Raw genomic sequence first — 17,946 nt, 5'->3', positions numbered from 1 at the left:
ATTTGCTTTCAGATGAGCAGCCGGGCGCGTGATTCCAGTCATGAGCCGGTCGGGCCTGTTACGCTTTGGGGGAAGCAAAATATGGATAATCGAGTGTCCGCGGGCGCCGCGGCCAACGCATTCGAGCGTGCCAGGTTCACCGGCACGGCATCGGAATATTTCGGCATCTGGATCGTCAACGTTCTTCTGACGATCCTAACGCTTGGCATCTATTCGGCCTGGGCGAAGGTGCGGCGAAACCGTTATTTCTACGGCAATACCGTCCTGCTCGGCCGCGGTTTCGAATATCATGCTACCGGCAAGCAGATCCTTATCGGCCGCCTCATTGTGGTGGCCTTCGTTATCGTGGCCAACATTCTGGCGGCGATCCATCCGCTGTTCTCGCTAGTGACCACGGTCCTCATCCTCATCGCACTTCCCTGGCTGATCGTGAGGGGCCTTCGTTTCAACGCCCGCGTGACCAGTTATCGCAACGTCCGATTTGATTTCACCGGCACTGCGGGCGGCGCCTTCGTCTCCGTCATGCTCGGAAGCCTCGTCGCCGTCCTGTCGCTGGGTCTGCTGGCGCCCTTCGCCAGTCGCTGGCTCAACCGCTACATCTTCAACAATCTCCGCTACGGCAACCGACCGTTCCAAACGGATCCCAAAGTTGGCGCGCTTTACGGCGCGCTTCTCGTCCCGGCCCTGATGGTCGTGCTAGGCGCCGTCGTGCTCGTTGCGGTGGTTGCGATCGCGGTCGTCGGAATGCAGGCGAATGACGCTGGCGCGTTCGAGCGCGATCCCGATATTGTGATGATAGTGTCGGGAATGTACCTGGCCGTCTTCGGTGTCCTGATCATCTATGGCGTTGCCGGTCTCATCTATCGGGCGGCCGTCCACAACATCGTCTGGTCGTCGACGCAGATCGACGGCCGGCATGTCTTGCGGAGCGATCTTTCCCGTGCACGCTATGCCTGGATCGCCATATCGAACGTCGTGGTGACGGTGCTCACCCTCGGCCTGATGCGCCCCTGGGCGGCGGTTCGGCTGGCGCGTTATGTCACCGAGCACACAGCGATCCGCATCGAAGGCGAGATCGGCGAGGTCTTTACGCAGTTTGAAGCCAGCGGCACTGCCATCGGTTCGGAATATATGAGCATGGAAGGGCTTGATTTTGGTTTCTGACGGAGAAACCATCGCGACGGGGGAATGGTATCCGCCGCATTCGAGCGCCGCCGTTCCCGCCCACCTGCTGTCGCGGGGCGGGCGCCTCATCGCCGTCACCGCGGAAGGTGCGACTCTTTCCGATGGCGCCATCGGAAAGGTCTCCTTTACGGCGCGCGTCGGATCGATCCCCCGGCGTGCGGTCTTTACCGACGGTTCGGTCTTCGAGAGCGCCGACAATGACGCAATCGATGCCTTTCTTCGCGCTGGCGGCAAAAGCGGATGGGTGCATCGGCTTGAGGAGTTTCATCCCCGCATCTTCGTCTTCGCGGTCGCGGTCGTTTTGCTTGCCGTCGGAATCTATCGTTATGCGTTGCCGGCGCTCGTCGAAGTCGCCATCTTCGTGACGCCGCCTGTCGTATCTGAGATGATGTCCTCTGGCGCTCTCAACACGCTTGATACGACGGCGCTGTCTCCAAGTCACATAACGGAGATCCGGCAGGCCGAAATCGCCGATCGCTTTCGAAAGGTGGCCGCCAATGCCGAAGGCGGCGCCGACCGCTATGTCCTGAATTTTCGCAATGGAGGATTGATCGGTCCCAATGCCTTCGCGCTTCCCGACGGCAATATCGTCCTCACCGACCAGTTGATTGAATTGGCGGGTGGCGATGACGAGATGATAACAGGCGTTCTCGCCCACGAGATCGGCCATGTCGAATACAAGCACAGCCTGAGGCAGCTCTATCGGGCCGCGGGCGTCGCCGGTCTCGTCATGCTGATTGCCGGCGATATCGGCTCCGGCGTCGAGGATATCCTGACGCAAGGAGGCGGTCTGCTCGCATTGTCCTATTCCCGCAGCGCCGAGGCTGAAGCTGACCGGCGCTCGGTCGAACTGATGCGCAAGGCCGGTATGGATCCTGTCGCGATCGCCAGGTTTTTCGATCTGCTGGAAGCCAAGCTCGGCGACCACTCCCGCACCAGCATGTTGTCCACCCATCCAGGCACACCCGAGCGCAAACAGGCGATCCTCGATTACGTCGAGGTCCTGAGGCGGGATTGACGTCGCGGCAAATGGCCTCATAAGCTGAATGCGAATTTCATATTTTGGAATTGTTCAAAACTAGCAAACCGCCTATATAGGTCTGAACAGACGAGTCAGGAGAATGGCATGCGGTTGACGAAGCAGACGAACTATGCGGTTCGCATGTTGATGTATTGTGCTGCCAACGACGGGCACTTGAGCCGGATTCCGGAAATCGCCAGGGCCTATGGCGTTTCCGAGCTCTTTCTTTTCAAGATCCTTCAGCCGCTCAACAAGGCGGGCCTGGTCGAAACCGTGCGCGGTCGCAACGGCGGCGTGCGCCTGGGCAAACCGGCCGCCGACATTAGTCTTTTCGACGTCGTTCGGGTGACGGAAGACAGCTTCGCCATGGCCGAATGCTTCGAGGATGACGGTGAGGTCGACTGCCCGCTGGTCGACAGCTGCGGTTTGAATTCGGCGCTGCGCAAGGCGCTCAATGCCTTCTTCGCGGTGCTGTCGGAATATTCCATCGATGACCTCGTCAAGGCGCGTCCGCAGATCAATTTCCTTCTCGGAATCACTGGCGAGCCGGCCTATCGCAAACCCGCGATCGTTGCCCCCGCCGCCTGATCAAAAGACCAGGATGAACTTCTGAACCGCGGTTGCCCCCAGCAACCGCGGTTTTTGTTTTTGCGGGCATCTCCCATGGCCTCCAGAACGGGGAAATGCCGGCTGCGTGTCGCGATGGGCGCGCTTTTATACCAAATGCGACAAAATTTCGGTCTTTTTTGTGCGAATATTTCCGAATGAGGCTGATTTTTGACGGAAAATTTCTAAAATTGTCCAGCTGGAAAAATTTTCTGCGTAGCCCGTTGCTTTCAGTAAATAAATATCGTTCCATCGAGCGTCGACCGGGATGGCAATCTACGGTCTCCAAACATCAAAAAAGAACAACCGGGAAACAATATTATGAAAAAGATCTCTGTCCTGCTGGCAGCGACGGCCTTGATTTCCGTCATGGCGACGTCGGCCTGGTCCAAGACCCTTGTTTATTGCTCCGAGGGCTCGCCGGAAGGCTTCGACCCTAGCCTCTATACGGCAGGCACGACCTTCGACGCGTCGTCGCGCACGGTCTATAGCCGCCTCGTCGAATTCAAGCATGGCGGCACCGAGATCGAGCCCGGCCTGGCCGACAGCTGGAGCGTTTCGGCCGATGGCACGGAATACACCTTCAAGCTTCATCCTGGCGTCAAGTACCAGGCCACCGACTTCTTCACGCCGACGCGTGACTTCAATGCCGACGACGTCATCTTCTCGTTCGAGCGTCAGCTCAAGGCTGACAATCCGTGGAACAAGTATGTCGAGGGCGGCTCTTACGAATACGCCGCCGGCATGGGCTTTCCCGAGCTGATCAAGTCGATCGAGAAGGTCGATGACCTCACCGTCAAGTTTGTCCTCAATCATCCCGAAGCGCCGTTCCTCGCCGACCTGGCCATGGACTTCGCCTCGATCGTCTCCAAGGAATATGCCGACAAGCTTGCCGCCGACGGCAAGATGGCGCAGCTCAACCAGCAGCCGCTCGGCACCGGCCCGTTCACCTTCGTCGCCTACCAGCCGGATGCCGTTATCCGCTACAAGGCGAACGAAACCTATTTCAAGGGCAAGGAAAAGATCGACGATCTGGTTTTCGCGATCACCTCTGATGCTGCCGTCCGCGCGCAGAAGCTGAAGGCCGGGGAATGCCACCTCATTCCTTATCCGAATGCGGCCGACGTCGCCGAACTCAAGAAGGACGAGAACCTGACCGTGCTCGAGCAGGCCGGCCTGAACGTTTCGTATCTCGCTTACAACACCTTGATTGCTCCCTTCGACAAGGCCGAAGTCCGCAAGGCGCTGAACATGGCGATCAACAAGCAGGCGATCGTCGACGCCGTCTTCCAGGGTGCTGCGGCCGTTGCCAAGAACCCGATCCCGCCGACGATGTGGTCCTATAACGACGCCGTCGTAGACGACAAGTACGATCCCGATGCGTCGAAGAAGATGCTGGCAGATGCCGGCGTCAAGGATCTTAAGATGAAGATCTGGGCGATGCCGGTTTCGCGTCCGTACATGTTGAACGCGCGCCGCGCCGCAGAACTGATGCAGGCCGACTTGGCCAAGGTCGGCGTCGATGCGGAAATCGTCACCCATGAATGGGCCGAATATCTGAAGCTCTCGTCCGACAAGAATCGCGACGGTGCCGTCATCCTCGGCTGGACCGGCGACAACGGCGACCCTGACAACTTCATGGATACGTTGCTTGGCTGCGACGCTGTCGGCGGCAACAACCGCGCTCAGTGGTGCAACAAGGAATTCGACGATCTGATGACGAAGGCCAAGCAGACGGCCGACGTCGCCGAGCGCACGAAGGCCTATGAACAGGCTCAGCTGATCTTCAAGAAGGAAGCTCCCTGGAATACGATTAACCACTCATTGGTCTTCGTTCCGATGAGCAAGAAGGTCTCGGGCTTCTTCATGGACCCGCTCGGAATTCACCGCTTCGACGGTGTGGACATTTCCGAATAATAAAAAATCTGTAAACTGCCCGGTCAACGCCGGGTGCGGCCGGCGGTCAGGTTCCCCTGACCGCCGGAAACTATTGGAAAACCTGCTATGTTGCGTTTTTTCATCGGCCGCCTCGCGGTGCTGATCCCGACATTCCTTGGCGTTTCGCTGATAGCCTTCTCGTTCATCCGCATGATCCCCGGCGACCCCGTCATGCTTATGTCGGGTGAACGTGTGATGGCGCCGGAACGTCACGCCCAGATCATGCACGATCTCGGTTTCGACCGGCCCATATATGTGCAGTATTTCGATTATCTCGGAAAAGTGCTGCAAGGCGATCTCGGCACCTCGATCGTCACCAAGCGGCCCGTTCTCGGCGAGTTCTTCACATTGTTCCCGGCAACGCTGGAGCTTTCGCTCTGTGCCATCATCATCGCCGTCTGTCTTGGCGTGCCCGCCGGCGTCTTTGCGGCCGTCAAGCGAGGCACGTGGTTCGATCAGAGCGTGATGGGAGTTGCCCTCATCGGTTATTCCATGCCGATTTTCTGGTGGGGTCTGCTGCTCATCATCTTCTTCTCCGGCTATCTCGGCTGGACGCCGGTTTCCGGCCGCATCTCGCTGATGTATTTCTTCAAGCCGGTCACCGGATTCATGCTTGTCGACAGCCTGCTGTCGGGCCAGAAGGGAGCCTTCGCCTCGGCCGTCAGCTACCTCATTCTGCCGACCATCGTGCTGGCAACCATCCCGCTCGCCGTCATCGCACGCCAGACGCGTTCGGCGATGCTCGAGGTGCTGGGTGAGGACTATGTCCGCACCGCGCGCTCCAAAGGCTTGAAGCCGCTGCGTGTCGTCGGCGTGCACGCGCTGCGAAATGCGATGATCCCTGTCGTTACCACGATCGGTCTGCAGATCGGCGTTCTTCTTGCCGGCGCCATCCTCACCGAGACGATCTTCTCCTGGCCGGGCATCGGCAAATGGATGGTCGATTCGGTCTTCAAGCGCGATTATGCCGTGGTCCAGGGCGGCCTTCTGCTGATCGCCGGCGTCATCATGCTGGTCAATCTGATTGTTGATGTTCTCTACGGCTTCATCAATCCGCGCATTCGTCATTAGGAGCGGCCCATGAGCACGGTCACCGTCAAAACCGGCCAGCCATCCGCCGTTGCGGAGTTCTGGCATTATTTCTCCCGCAATAAGGGCGCCGTCATCGGCCTGGTGGTTTTCGTCATCATCCTGGTCGTCGCAATCCTTGCGCCGCTCTTTGCGCCACATCAGCCGAACGAGCAGAACCGCCAGGTGCTGCTGGCCGTACCGTTCTGGATGGAGGCGGGCAGCGCCTCCTACCCGCTCGGAACGGATGCTGTCGGCCGCGACATCCTCTCGCGCCTGATCTACGGCGCGCGGTTCTCGCTGTTCATCGGCGTCGTCGTCGTCACGCTTTCGGTCATTTCAGGCGTTCTGATCGGCCTCGTTGCCGGATTTTTCCGCGGCAAGATCGATACGGCGATCATGCGCCTGATGGATATCATCCTGGCTTTCCCGTCGCTGCTGCTCGCTCTCGTTCTGGTGGCCGTGCTGGGACCCGGTCTCACCAATGCGATGATCGCGATTTCGCTGGTCAATCAGCCGCATTTCGTCCGGCTGACGCGCGCCTCGGTCATTTCAGAGCGCGAGAAGGAATATGTCATCGCCTCGCGCGTCGCCGGTGCGGGCACCTTCCGGTTGATGTTCAAGACGATCCTGCCGAACTGTCTTGGGCCACTGATCGTTCAGGCGACGCTCGCCTTCTCGGCGGCGATTCTCGATGCCGCCGCCCTCGGCTTTCTCGGCATGGGCGCCCAGCCGCCGACACCCGAATGGGGAACAATGCTGGCTGAATCCCGTGAGTTCATCTCGCGCGCCTGGTGGGTGGTGACATTCCCGGGTCTTGCCATCCTCATCACCGTTCTCGCCATCAACCTGATGGGTGACGGCCTGCGCGACGCGCTCGATCCCAAACTGAAGAGGTCGTGATGTCACTCCTCGAGATTGAAAATCTGACGGTCGAATTCCAGACCTCTTCCGGCCTCTTCCGCGCCGTCGATAGCGTGTCACTCGCCTGCGACAGGGGCGAGATCCTGTCGGTCGTCGGCGAATCCGGCTCGGGTAAATCCGTGGCCATGCTGGCCTTGATGGGGCTTCTGCCCTGGACGGCGAAGATCACCGCCGACCGGATGCAGTTCGACGGCAAGGACCTTCGCGACATCTCCGCCCGCCAGCGCCGCAGGATCGTCGGCAAGGATATGGCGATGATCTTCCAGGAGCCGATGTCGAGCCTCAATCCGTGCTTCACGGTCGGCTTCCAGCTCGGCGAGACCCTGCGCTTTCATATGGGCCTCAACCGCAAGGAGCGCCGCCAACGCTCTATCGAGCTCTTGAGCCTCGTCGGCATTCCGGCGCCGGAAGAGCGCCTGTCGAACTTCCCGCATCAGATGTCGGGCGGCATGAGCCAGCGCGTCATGATCGCCATGGCGCTCGCCTGCAATCCGAAGCTCCTGATCGCCGACGAGCCGACGACCGCGCTCGACGTGACGATCCAGGCACAGATCCTCGATCTGCTCGTTCGCCTGCAGAAGGAGCAGGGCATGGCGCTGGTGCTGATCACCCACGATATGGGTGTCGTCGCCGAAACCGCCGAACGCGTGCAGGTGCAGTATGCCGGCCAGAAGGTCGAGGAACAGCCGGTGAGGGCGCTGTTCCGCGATCCGCATCATCCCTATACCGCAGCCCTGCTCGCCGCCCTGCCGGAACGCGCCAAAGTGGGCCAGCGTCTGCCCTCGATCGCCGGCGTCGTTCCCGGCCAGCACGGCCGCCCGACGGGCTGTCTCTTCGCGCCGCGCTGCGGTTATGCCACGGTCGAATGCGATCGAGGCGTGGTGCGCCAGGGCCCGGAGCTCGGCCAGGCTTTGTGCAATTATCCATTGAAGGACGGCACGCCGCTGGGGCATCCCGGTGTTATCGCCGTTGAAACTGCAGGAGACCTGGTATGACGGGCGCTGTTCTCGAGGGCAGGGATCTCGCCCGTTTCTACACGGTCAACCGCGGTCTCTTCAAAGCCGACGCCACCGTCAAGGCGCTGAACGGCGTCAGCTTCAGCCTGCATTCCGGCAAGACGCTCGCCGTCGTCGGCGAATCCGGCTGCGGCAAGTCGACGCTTGCCCGTCTAGTCACCATGATCGAGGATCCGACGGCCGGCGAATTGCTGATTGACGGCAAGCCGGCGCGCGTCGGCGACCGCAGCTTGCGCAGCCAGGTGCAGATCGTCTTCCAGAACCCCTACGGCTCGCTCAACCCGCGCCAGAAGGTCGGTGCAATTTTGGAAGAGCCGCTGAAGATCAATACCGATCTCGATGCCGCCGCCCGCCGTCGCAAGGTGGAGGAGATGATGGCCCGTGTCGGCCTGCGCCCGGAGCATCACGGTCGCTATCCCCATATGTTCTCAGGCGGCCAGCGCCAGCGCATCGCCATTGCCCGCGCCCTGATGCTGCGGCCGAAGGTGCTGGTGCTCGACGAGCCGGTTTCGGCGCTTGACCTGTCGATCCAGGCGCAGGTGCTGAACCTGTTGATGGACCTGCAGAAGGAGATGGGGCTTGCCTATCTCTTCATCTCGCACGGCCTGTCCGTCGTCCATCATATCGCCGACGAGGTGATGGTGATGTATCTCGGCCGTCCCGTGGAAACCGGTCCCGCCGCCGAGGTCTTCGCCAGGCCGCGCCATCCCTATACGGCCGCCTTGCTGTCGGCGACGCCGATCGCCGATCCCGATCGCGAAAAGACCCGCATCCGCCTGCAAGGTGAATTGCCTTCGCCGCTGAAGCCGCCGTCGGGCTGCCACTTCAATCCGCGCTGCTGGAAGGCGCAGGACCATTGTCGCCAGGTTTCTCCCGAATTAGCTGGGGAAGGTACACATCAATATGCCTGTCACTTCCCGCTCGATTGAGCGGGAAGATAAGCCTGAGGAGCAAACATGCCGGAAGAGCAGATGAACAGGCCTCATGCGATCATCGTCATGGGGGTCAGCGGCTGCGGCAAATCCTCCGTCGGCGAGAAACTCGCCGAAGCCCTCCACCTGGCCTTCGTCGAAGGCGATGCGCTGCATCCGGCCGCCAATGTCGAGAAGATGTCGAAGGGCATTCCGCTGACCGATGAGGACCGGATGCCCTGGCTCGACCGCATCGGCGAAGACATGAAAGCCTCGCTGGAGAAGAGCGAAGGCATCATCGTCTCCTGCTCGGCGCTGAAGCGCATCTATCGCGACAGGCTGCGGGCTGCTGCCGGCGGCAATCTGTTCTTCGTCTATCTCGAAGGCTCCAAAGCGTTGCTGACGAAACGGATGGGAGCGCGCAAGGGACATTTCATGCCGGCCTCGCTGCTCGAAAGTCAGCTGGCGACGCTGGAACCGCCGACCGGCGAGCCAGGCGTCGTCACCGTTGATATCGACGACACGATCGAAGGCATCGCCGCAACCGCGCTCAAGGGCCTTTCAGCGCTCGGCGTTACGGGTTGAAACGCTGCGGCGAATAGGCCGCGATATCGATGAACGGCGTCTCGCCGGTGATGAGTTCGGCAAGCACGCGGCCGGTCACCGGCCCGAGCGTCAGACCGTGATGCGCATGGCCGAAGGCAAACCACAGGCCCTGATGGCGCGCCGCCTTGCCGATAACAGGCATCATGTCCGGCGTGCAGGGGCGCGCGCCCATCCAGGGTTCCGGATCGAGCCTGCCTCCGAGCGGGAAGATGGTGCGGGCCACAGCTTCGGCCCGGTCGAGCTGGACCGGCGTCTTCGGCGCGTCGAGCGTTGCAAACTCCGCCCCTGTCGTCAGGCGGATGCCGCGGCGCATCGGCGCAAGGAGATAACCGCGTTCGGCATCGAGCGTCCAGTTGTTGAGCACGGCATTGCCCTCAGTGGCATAGTGCATGTGATAGCCGCGCTTGACGCCGAGCGGAAAGGAATAGCCGAGCCGGCGCGTTGCAACAGCCGCCCACGGGCCGAGCGCCATCACCACATCCTCGGCTTCGAGCGGGCCTTCCCTCGTCAGGATCTTCCAGCCGGAGCCGAACGGGCCGAGCGAGGCGGCGTCACCCGTGACGAAGCGGCCACCGATACTTTCGAAATAGCGGCGATAGGCCGATGTCAGCGCATGCGGATCGAGCACCGACCAGGGATCGCGCCAGTGGATACCGCCAGCGAAATCGCCGGTCATATGCGGTTCCATGCGGGCGATGTCGGCCGGAGTCAGGCTGTCATACTCCACGCCGAATTCATTCTGCCAAAGTGCTGCCTCTGCAAGAGCCCCGTCGCGCTTGGCTTCAGTGCGGAAAATCTTCATCCAGCCGTCCTTGCGGATCAGCCCTTCGGCCTGCGACGCCTCCATCAGGTCCTTGTGTTCGACAACCGAATTTTCGATCAGCGGCGCATAGGCCCGGGTGATGATCGCGTGGCGTCGCGCATTGGAGTTCCACCAATAGCGGGCGAGAAAGGCGATCTGGCTCGGCAGCGTGTGCAGGTGATAATGCGCGTCGATGCGGTTATTCAGCGCATAACGCAGCAAAAGGCCGAGCTGCTGGGGAAAGCCGTAAGGCGCGACACCTTCGCGCTGGATCAGGCCGGCATTGCCGAACGAGGTTTCGTTGCCCGGATCCTTGCGGTCGATCAGTGTCACCTGCCGGCCGCGCCGCTGAAGATGGATGGCCGTGGAAACCCCGACGATGCCGGCGCCGAGCACGATTGCGTTCTTCGTCATTTCCGCTTGCATTCCGCTTTGTTTATCGGGGTGAAAATGCCCGTGCCGATACCGCGACGCAAACGGAAAATCGCATTCATTTCAAAATCATTGCGCTTTTCAGTGCGGCATTTTCAGCCTTCACGCGGACAAGGAGGATAAGCGCGTTGAGAAGGGAAAAGACGATCGCGTAAACCGGCAGGCCGAAGGCGAGGGGAAGGACGGCAAGCTCGCCGACGACGATCGCGTAGTTCGGATGGCGGAGGAAGCGATAGGGCCCGGATCTGACGAGCGGCGCGCCGGGCAGGACGATGATGCGCGTCGTCCAGCGGTCTTTCAGCGTCGCCAGCACCCAGAGCCGCAGCGCCTGCAGCCCCATGAACACCAGAAACCAGAAGAGCGCGACCGGCCTGCCGGGGGCAAGCAGCCAAAGGCCGATGATCCAGCCGGCATGCAGCGCCACCATGACGGGATAATGCTCGGGTGCCACCTCTCTGGCACCCCTGGCAACAAGCGCCGCCGTATTGCGCCGGGCAAGCACGAGTTCCCCCAGCCGCTGCAGCGTCACGAAGGCAAGGAGCGCGATCGACGGCCACATCATGCGACCCTCCTGAGCGTCACGCAGCTCGCCGAAAAGCCCGGCCCCATGGCGATCATCGCGGCGCGCTCCGGCAACCCGGCGCGGATCGCCCGCTCCAACACGAACAGGATGGTCGGCGAGGACATGTTGCCGTATTCGGCAAGCACGGCTCGCTCGTGATCCAACGTGCCCGGGACCATCGAAAGCGCGCTCTCCATCGCGGCCAGCACCTTCATGCCGCCGGGATGGCAGATGAAGCGGTCGATATCCTCCACCCTTAGCCCGTTGCGGGCCAGAATGGCCGTCACTGCCGGGCCGAGCTCCTTTTCGGCAAACGGCGGCAGCGATTGCGCCAGCACGATGCCGAAGCCGCCGTCATCGATCTTCCAGCCCATGATATCGAGCGTGTCGGGAAAGAGATGCTCGCCGGTCGATTCCACCTCCGCCAGCCCGTCTTCGCCTGATCGCAGCACGCAGGCGGCGGCGCCGTCGCCGAAAAGCGCCGTCGCAATGATGTTCGGCCGGGTCAGCTCGTCCAGCCGGAAGGCCAGCGTGCAAAGCTCGATCGACACGAAAAGCACAACAGTGCCCGGCCGGTTTCGCGCTAGTCGCGAGGCGATCGCAAAACCTGAGACGCCGGCAGCACAGCCGAGCCCGAAGACCGGCACGCGCTCGATATCGGGTCTGAAACCCATCCTGCGGCTAAGCTGCGCATCGAGGCTCGGCGTCGTAAAACCGGTGGACGAGACCGTTACGACACAATCGACATCGCTGGCCTCAAGCCCTGCCTGGCGAAGGGCCGAGCTGGCAGCCTCGACGAAAAGCCCGCCGGCCACCTCAGCAAAGGCCTGCATCCGGTCGTGCCACCCATGCGGCTCGTCGAACCAGGCAAGCGGCCGCGCCGCATGGCGCTTGTCGATGCCGGCGCTATCGAAGACGCGGGCAAGATGGCGGAAATCCTCGAAGCGGTCGGCAAATAGCCGGGCCGAGGCTTCGACCGCCTGTTTTTGGAAAATGACATGTTCGGGTGTGGCAACGGCGAGGCTGACGAGTTTGACGGTGTCGGTCACAGAATTCTCCTTGTCCCTCCGGCGGAACGAAGGAAAACACGCGGACGCCCAAATTATTCAGCTCTGAAGCTTCACGAAAGGGTGAAGAAAGAAATGCAAGCAGCAGCCGAATAAAGCTGGATGCAGCGGTGTTCTCTCGTCGCAACGTCACTTTCGAGGAGTTTCCCCATGACGATCATGACAGCCCGCATCGCTTCCATCATTCTCGGCGGCTGCCTTGCCGCTTCTGTTGTCTCCGGCCCGGTTTTTGCGATCGGCGATGATAGCAGCACGACACCCACCTGCAAGAAGGGCGAGATCTACGACCAGAAGACCAAGAAATGCGTCAAGCAGCAGAGCGCCAACGTCTCCGACGAGAACCGCGCCGACTATGCCTATTCGCTGGCCAAGGCCGGCCGTTATGAGGAGGCGCTTGCCGTGCTCGACACGGTCAAGGATCAGAACACCGCCGAAGTGCTGAACTATCGCGGGTATGCCACCCGCAAGCTCGGCCGCACCGACGAGGGCATTTCCTATTATCTGCAGTCGGTGAAGATGGACCCGCAATACGCCAAGGTCCGCGAATATCTCGGTGAAGCCTATGTCATCAAGGGCCAGCTCGACCTCGCCAAGGACCAGCTGAAGTCAATCAAGGCGATCTGCGGCACGGCTTGCGAGGAATATCAGGATCTGAACGCTGCAATCCTCGATCCCTCGAAGATCTGATCAACAGGCCACGGGGCGGGAAAATGGAAGCACGAAAGGGATGTAAGAATGTCGGTCGCGCGCACCCATTTTCCTGCCTATAGTCGCGCGAGAATGGAATCGCCGGTTCATCCGGCGGTTTCGAGGGATGCAGGATTGGCGGAGGCGGCCATCGCGAGCGAAGCGGATATCAGGAGCGGCCTGACGGAAAATCTGGCAAGGCTCTGGCGTTATGGTCTCGTTCTCTCGCATCAGCGCGATGTCGCCGACGACCTGGTGCAGGCGACCTGCCTTCGCGCGCTGGAGCGCGCCGATCAGTTCATCCCCGGCACCCGGCTCGACCGCTGGCTGTTTTCGATCCTGCACTCGATCTGGCTGAACGAGATCCGCTCCCGCCGGGTGCGCCAGGGCCAAGGTTTCGTTGATGCCGGGGAGACGCTGACCTTCGACGGCGCGCACGACACCGAAACCCATGTGATGGCGGGTCAGGTGCTGAAACAGGTGAACGCGCTGCCGGAGGCGCAGAGGACGGTGGTTTTCCTCGCCTATGTGGAAGGACTTTCCTATCGCGAGGTTGCAGGCATATTGGATATCCCGATCGGAACTGTGATGAGCCGGCTGGCTGCGGCCCGCGCCAAGCTCTCCGACGCCGGACCGGAAGGGGGACGGCAATGACGACGAAACACACCATTCCCTCCGACGAGGACCTGACCGCCTTCATCGACGGCGAGCTGACGGCTGAAGAGGCCGCGCGCATTGAAGCCATCGTGAACGAAGACGAGAGCACCGCCGAGCGGCTGGAATTCCTGGCGCGCGCCAGCCTGCCCTTCGAACAAGCCTTCGCCCCGCTGCTCGCCGAAGCCCCGCGCGAGAAGCTGGAGGCGATGCTCGCCGCCATCCCGGCGCAGCAAAGCGCCAGATCCGCCTCCACGCCCGCTTTCGCCAACCGCCGCCGCTTCCTCGGCGCGCTCGCCGCCTCGCTGGTCGCAGGCATCGCCATCGACCGCGCCGTCATCGGCATTGGCAGGGGCTTGTCGGCAAAGGACGAAAACAGCGAATGGCGCGCCGTGGTCGCCGACTATATCTCGCTCTATACCGCCGAAACGCTCGCCGGCCCCGTCCCCGGCAGGGAGGATCAGGCCGCCCAGCTCGCCGGTCTTGACGAGAAGCTCGGCCTGTCACTCTCCCCCGAAGCCGTCTCGCTGCCGGGGATTGATTTCAAACGCGCCCTGTTGCTGCAATATGATGGTAAGGCGCTCGCCCAGATCGCCTATCTCGACCCCGAAACCGGCCCGATGGCGCTCTGCATCGTCAAGTCTGACAAGGGGCCGAAGGCGCCGGACCTCGAAAACCGCAAAGGTATGAATGTCGTCTACTGGTCGAACGCGACGCACGCTTTCATGCTGATCGGCCGCATCCCCGTAGACCGGGTGCAGGAATTGGCGGAGAACGCCCGGAGCAGGCTTTCAAGCTGACCAGCTCAGCAGGACTTCAGCTTCGCCGGGTTTTTTTGGGGAGCACGTTTGAGCTCGAAATTGACGCTTTGAACAAGAACATCGGCTTCACCACGGTCGGACAGGACACTGTCGTCAAGCTCGACGCCTTTCCCTTCACTCGCTACGGAACGATCGCAGGCCACGTCACCAAGATTGCGGCAGATGCGATCCTCGAACCCGACGCGGCACGCCGTGAGGGCGACCCCGCGGCACGACGGCCGGAGACAACGTTCGACGGCGCCGAAACAATGCGGACCTCTCGCTTTCCCGATATCACCAAGCCTGAGGCTTATTAAATTTCAGCAGATGACCGTAACGTCAATTTAAGTGCCGCCGTGGCAGCAATTGCGAAGGTTCGGACGGGCGAGCACCAGGATCCTGGAATATGTCTTCTGGCCTTCGATAGAGGAGAAAGCGCTTCAGGAGCGTTAGTTACTAGGTCAAAAAAACTTTCCTGAAGAGAAATAAAGCTTTTAGTTGAATTTTCCTCTGATTTCGGGCAGAGGGAAACCGGCATTAGGCGCGGCGAATGGAATAGGCAAACGGGTATTTTATGACGAATCTTATTACTCCGACGAAGAACGTCAGCTCGACTGGGGATCAGAAAGTAGACGGGCTCTTCAGCGGCACCGCTTGGGATGGAACGATAACCTATGCGTTTCCCACCACCTCATCATCTTATGCCGATGATGGCGCCGATTTATACTACGAAAAGTACTATTCTTTCTCTCCAATATCGTCGCAGCAGCAGTCTCTCGCCTTGTACTTTATGGAGCAGTCCTACGGGAGTGCGGCAAATGACGGCTTCTCCGTCGAGGGGTTCACGAACGCCAACTTTGAGGCCGGAAGCGCGAATACCGCAACGGTGCGGTTTGCGCAAACCTCGGATCCCTATCTGGAGACGGCAGGGGCCTATTTGCCAGCTGCCGGCGAGCGGGGTGGGGATATCTGGTTCGGGACGGGATATGCTGGCACCGAAGATGATTATCGGTTCCCGAGGTTCGGCAACTATGCGGGCCAGGTCTTGGCGCACGAGCTGGGTCACGCTCTCGGACTGAAACATGCTCACGAAGGGGGGACAGTCGTTCCGAGCGCCTACGACTCGCTCGAATACACGATCATGACCTACCACACATTTATTGGAGACGATGAGAGGGGGGCCAAGTATGAGCACGATGGCGCGCCACAAACCTTCATGATGCTCGACATCGCCGCCCTGCAGGAAATGTATGGTGCGGACTACACGACGAACAGCGGCGATACCGTCTACAAGTGGAATCCGAACCAGGGCATCACTTATGTCAACGGCGTTGCGGCCATCACGCCCGCTGCCAACCGCATCTTCGCGACAATCTGGGACGGCGGCGGTATCGATACCTATGATTTGAGCGCTTATACCACCGCCCTCAAGATCGACTTGCGAGCAGGGGGCTACTCGGTCTTTTCCCAGAGCCAGTTGGCCGACCTGGGCGGAGGTCCGAATAATGGCTATGCCCGCGGTAACATTTTCAACGCCCTTCTTTATCATGACAATGTCGCGTCGTTGATTGAGAACGTTCGGGCCGGCTCCGGCAACGATACGATTGTCGGCAACGAGGCGGACAATGCGCTCTGGGGCAATGCCGGAAACGATACCCTTACTGGCGATTCCGGCAATGACACACTCGATGGCGGTGCCGGAATCGACAAGATGTCGGGCGGGACGGGTAACGACGTCTACATCGTCGACAATGCCAACGATGCTGTAATTGAGAATGTCGATGAGGGGACGGACACGGTCCGGACGACGGGTTCTTATACACTCAGCACCAACGTAGAAAACCTGGTCTACATTGGCACCTTTGGGTTCTCCGGTACTGGCAATACGGGGGCCAATGTGATCAATGGCGGGACAGGTATTGATTGGCTTGATGGGAAGGCCGGCGCCGACACGCTGATCGGCGGTGCGGGCAACGATACCTATATTGTCGATGATCTCGGCGATGTCGTGGTCGAGGCGGCCGACAGCGGCGCTGACACGATCCGGACCGATCTTGCGGCTTATTCGCTGGCGGACAATGCTAATGTCGAGGACCTATACTTCGCAGGTAGTGGCAATTCTACCGGTGTCGGGAATAGCCTCGACAATATAATCACTGGCGGGACAGGCGACGATACGCTCTCTGGTGGGGCAGGAAACGATACCCTGAGTGGTGACTGGGGAGATGACTCGCTCGCTGGGGGGATCGGCTACGATATTTACGTCGTTTACGGTGACGGCGACACCGTTATTGAAAACGCCGACGAGGGCATAGATACGGTGAAGACGTATCTGGCGAGCTACACATTGAGCGCAAACGTCGAGAACCTCATTAACTTCGGACGGACTGCCTTTACCGGCACTGGCAACAACCTCAACAATACGATCACCGGTGGCGCGGTCATCGATATTTTGTCGGGCGGTGCCGGTGATGACACGCTGGACGGCGGGGCTGGCGCCGACAGGCTAATCGGCGGGACGGGTAACGACACATACATCGTCGACAACGCTTCTGACGTCGTCACCGAGGTCGCCAATGAGGGGATCGATACGGTTCGCACGACACTGGCAAGCTATACGCTTGGTAGCAATGTCGAGAACCTCACCTACATGGGCGCAGTTGCCTTTACCGGGACAGGCAATGACCTTGCCAACACGATCCGGGGTGCGGCGGGTGCCGACACGCTGGACGGAAAGGCTGGAGCAGACATACTGATCGGCGGAGCGGGCGATGACACTTATATTGTCGATAACCTTGCCGACGTCGTCACTGAAAGGCCGAATGAAGGAGCCGATCTGGTCAAGACGACGCTTTCTTCCTATGCTTTGACCAATAATGTTGAAAAGCTGACCTTCATCGGCACCGGCGATTTCGCTGGAACTGGAAATGGTCTCGCGAACACGATCAACGGCGGCGCTGGCAACGATACGCTTGACGGCGGCGCCGGCAATGACGCGCTTGACGGCGGTGCCGGCAACGACATCTATGTGCTCGACAGTGCGAGCGACGTGATCAAGGACAGCGCCGGCACCGACGAAATCCGCACGGTGCTTGCAGCCTACTCGATCGCCGCATTGGTCAATGTCGAGAACCTGACCTACACCGGGTCCGCCAACTTCACCGGCACCGGCAATGCGCTGGCCAACACGATCACTGGCGGCGCCGGCAATGACACGCTTGATGGCGGAGCCGGTGCGGATAGCTTGATCGGCGGTGAGGGCGACGACACCTACAGCGTCGACAATGCCGGCGACAGCGTCACTGAAGCCGCCGATGAAGGAGCCGACACGGTTCGCACGGCCCTGGCAAGCTATACGCTTGGCAGCGATCTTGAGAACCTCACCTACATCGGCACGGTAGCCTTTACCGGCACGGGCAATGACCTTGCCAACACGATCAGGGGCGCGGCAGGTGCCGACACCCTGGACGGAAAGGCCGGTGCGGACAGCTTGATCGGTGGTGCGGGCAACGACACCTATATTGTCGATGACGTTGGCGACGTGGTCACCGAAGGGCTGAATGCAGGAACCGATCTGATCAAGACGGCGCTTTCAATCTATACGCTCGCCAGCAATGTCGAGAACCTGCTCTATACGGGATCCGCCAGCTTCACCGGCACCGGCAAT

General features: G+C 60.6%; 17 protein-coding genes. 14 read left to right on the top strand and 3 right to left on the bottom strand.

The window, feature by feature from the left end:
- Positions 1-81: 81 nt before the first annotated feature.
- The 9 genes from A6U98_RS21285 (at position 82) to A6U98_RS21245 (ending at position 9,254) form a co-directional block, all read left to right on the top strand.
- On the top strand, positions 82-1,164 hold the full coding sequence (locus tag A6U98_RS21285; protein ID WP_064652518.1) for a YjgN family protein: 1,083 nt from the start codon (positions 82-84) through the stop codon (positions 1,162-1,164).
- The gene (locus A6U98_RS21280) at positions 1,154-2,203 is read left to right on the top strand and encodes a M48 family metallopeptidase (protein WP_064652516.1); all 1,050 of its coding nucleotides are present in this window, start codon (positions 1,154-1,156) and stop codon (positions 2,201-2,203) included. The genes A6U98_RS21285 and A6U98_RS21280 overlap by 11 nt, the downstream gene beginning before the upstream one ends.
- A gap of 108 nt (positions 2,204-2,311) precedes the next feature.
- Complete coding sequence (gene rirA / locus A6U98_RS21275) at positions 2,312-2,794, top strand: iron-responsive transcriptional regulator RirA (protein WP_029874102.1); 483 nt, start codon at positions 2,312-2,314, stop codon at positions 2,792-2,794.
- Positions 2,795-3,133: 339 nt separating this feature from the next.
- Positions 3,134-4,729 (top strand): ABC transporter substrate-binding protein, encoded by a 1,596-nt coding sequence (locus A6U98_RS21270; RefSeq protein WP_064652514.1) that lies wholly within the window; start codon positions 3,134-3,136, stop codon positions 4,727-4,729.
- Positions 4,730-4,816: 87 nt separating this feature from the next.
- The gene (locus tag A6U98_RS21265; RefSeq protein WP_064652512.1) at positions 4,817-5,821 is read left to right on the top strand and encodes an ABC transporter permease subunit; all 1,005 of its coding nucleotides are present in this window, start codon (positions 4,817-4,819) and stop codon (positions 5,819-5,821) included.
- A 9-nt stretch (positions 5,822-5,830) separates the two neighbouring features.
- Positions 5,831-6,721, top strand: a complete 891-nt coding sequence (locus A6U98_RS21260) for an ABC transporter permease subunit (protein ID WP_064652510.1) — start codon at positions 5,831-5,833, stop codon at positions 6,719-6,721.
- A complete protein-coding gene (locus A6U98_RS21255; RefSeq protein ID WP_064652509.1) occupies positions 6,721-7,737 on the top strand; it encodes an ABC transporter ATP-binding protein in 1,017 nt (338 codons plus the stop codon). The genes A6U98_RS21260 and A6U98_RS21255 overlap by 1 nt, the downstream gene beginning before the upstream one ends.
- The gene (locus A6U98_RS21250) at positions 7,734-8,687 is read left to right on the top strand and encodes a peptide ABC transporter ATP-binding protein (protein WP_064652507.1); all 954 of its coding nucleotides are present in this window, start codon (positions 7,734-7,736) and stop codon (positions 8,685-8,687) included. Before A6U98_RS21255 ends, A6U98_RS21250 begins: the two co-directional genes overlap by 4 nt.
- A gap of 27 nt (positions 8,688-8,714) precedes the next feature.
- On the top strand, positions 8,715-9,254 hold the full coding sequence (locus tag A6U98_RS21245) for a gluconokinase (RefSeq protein WP_064652505.1): 540 nt from the start codon (positions 8,715-8,717) through the stop codon (positions 9,252-9,254).
- Here the strand turns inward: A6U98_RS21245 and A6U98_RS21240 are convergent.
- The 3 genes from A6U98_RS21240 to A6U98_RS21230 form a co-directional block, all read right to left on the bottom strand.
- Complete coding sequence (locus tag A6U98_RS21240) at positions 9,244-10,491, bottom strand: FAD-binding oxidoreductase (RefSeq protein ID WP_064652503.1); 1,248 nt, start codon at positions 10,489-10,491, stop codon at positions 9,244-9,246. The genes A6U98_RS21245 and A6U98_RS21240 overlap by 11 nt on opposite strands.
- Positions 10,492-10,567: 76 nt before the next feature.
- Entirely contained in the window at positions 10,568-11,071 is a 504-nt protein-coding gene (locus tag A6U98_RS21235; protein WP_064652502.1) for an isoprenylcysteine carboxylmethyltransferase family protein, read from the bottom strand.
- Complete coding sequence (locus tag A6U98_RS21230; protein WP_064652500.1) at positions 11,068-12,120, bottom strand: type III polyketide synthase; 1,053 nt, start codon at positions 12,118-12,120, stop codon at positions 11,068-11,070. Before A6U98_RS21230 ends, A6U98_RS21235 begins: the two co-directional genes overlap by 4 nt.
- Before the next feature lie 168 nt (positions 12,121-12,288).
- Between A6U98_RS21230 and A6U98_RS21225 the strand changes: the two genes are divergently transcribed.
- From A6U98_RS21225 to A6U98_RS21205, 5 genes are all read left to right on the top strand, one after another.
- Positions 12,289-12,825, top strand: coding sequence for a tetratricopeptide repeat protein (locus A6U98_RS21225; RefSeq protein WP_064652498.1), 537 nt, complete (start codon positions 12,289-12,291; stop codon positions 12,823-12,825).
- A 48-nt stretch (positions 12,826-12,873) separates the two neighbouring features.
- A complete protein-coding gene (locus A6U98_RS21220; protein ID WP_062942521.1) occupies positions 12,874-13,479 on the top strand; it encodes an RNA polymerase sigma factor in 606 nt (201 codons plus the stop codon).
- Positions 13,476-14,279 (top strand): hypothetical protein, encoded by an 804-nt coding sequence (locus A6U98_RS21215; RefSeq protein WP_064652496.1) that lies wholly within the window; start codon positions 13,476-13,478, stop codon positions 14,277-14,279. Before A6U98_RS21220 ends, A6U98_RS21215 begins: the two co-directional genes overlap by 4 nt.
- 68 nt (positions 14,280-14,347) lie before the next feature.
- A complete protein-coding gene (locus A6U98_RS21210; protein WP_064652494.1) occupies positions 14,348-14,596 on the top strand; it encodes a hypothetical protein in 249 nt (82 codons plus the stop codon).
- A 257-nt stretch (positions 14,597-14,853) separates the two neighbouring features.
- The coding region (locus tag A6U98_RS21205; protein WP_197496419.1) for a M10 family metallopeptidase at positions 14,854-17,946 on the top strand (3,093 nt) is incomplete at its 3' end.

Source organism: Rhizobium sp. WYCCWR10014 (assembly GCF_001657485.1).
Taxonomy (GTDB): domain Bacteria; phylum Pseudomonadota; class Alphaproteobacteria; order Rhizobiales; family Rhizobiaceae; genus Rhizobium.
Note: the sequence above shows the minus strand (reverse complement) of the source record. Positions and strands in the feature narration are given on the sequence as shown.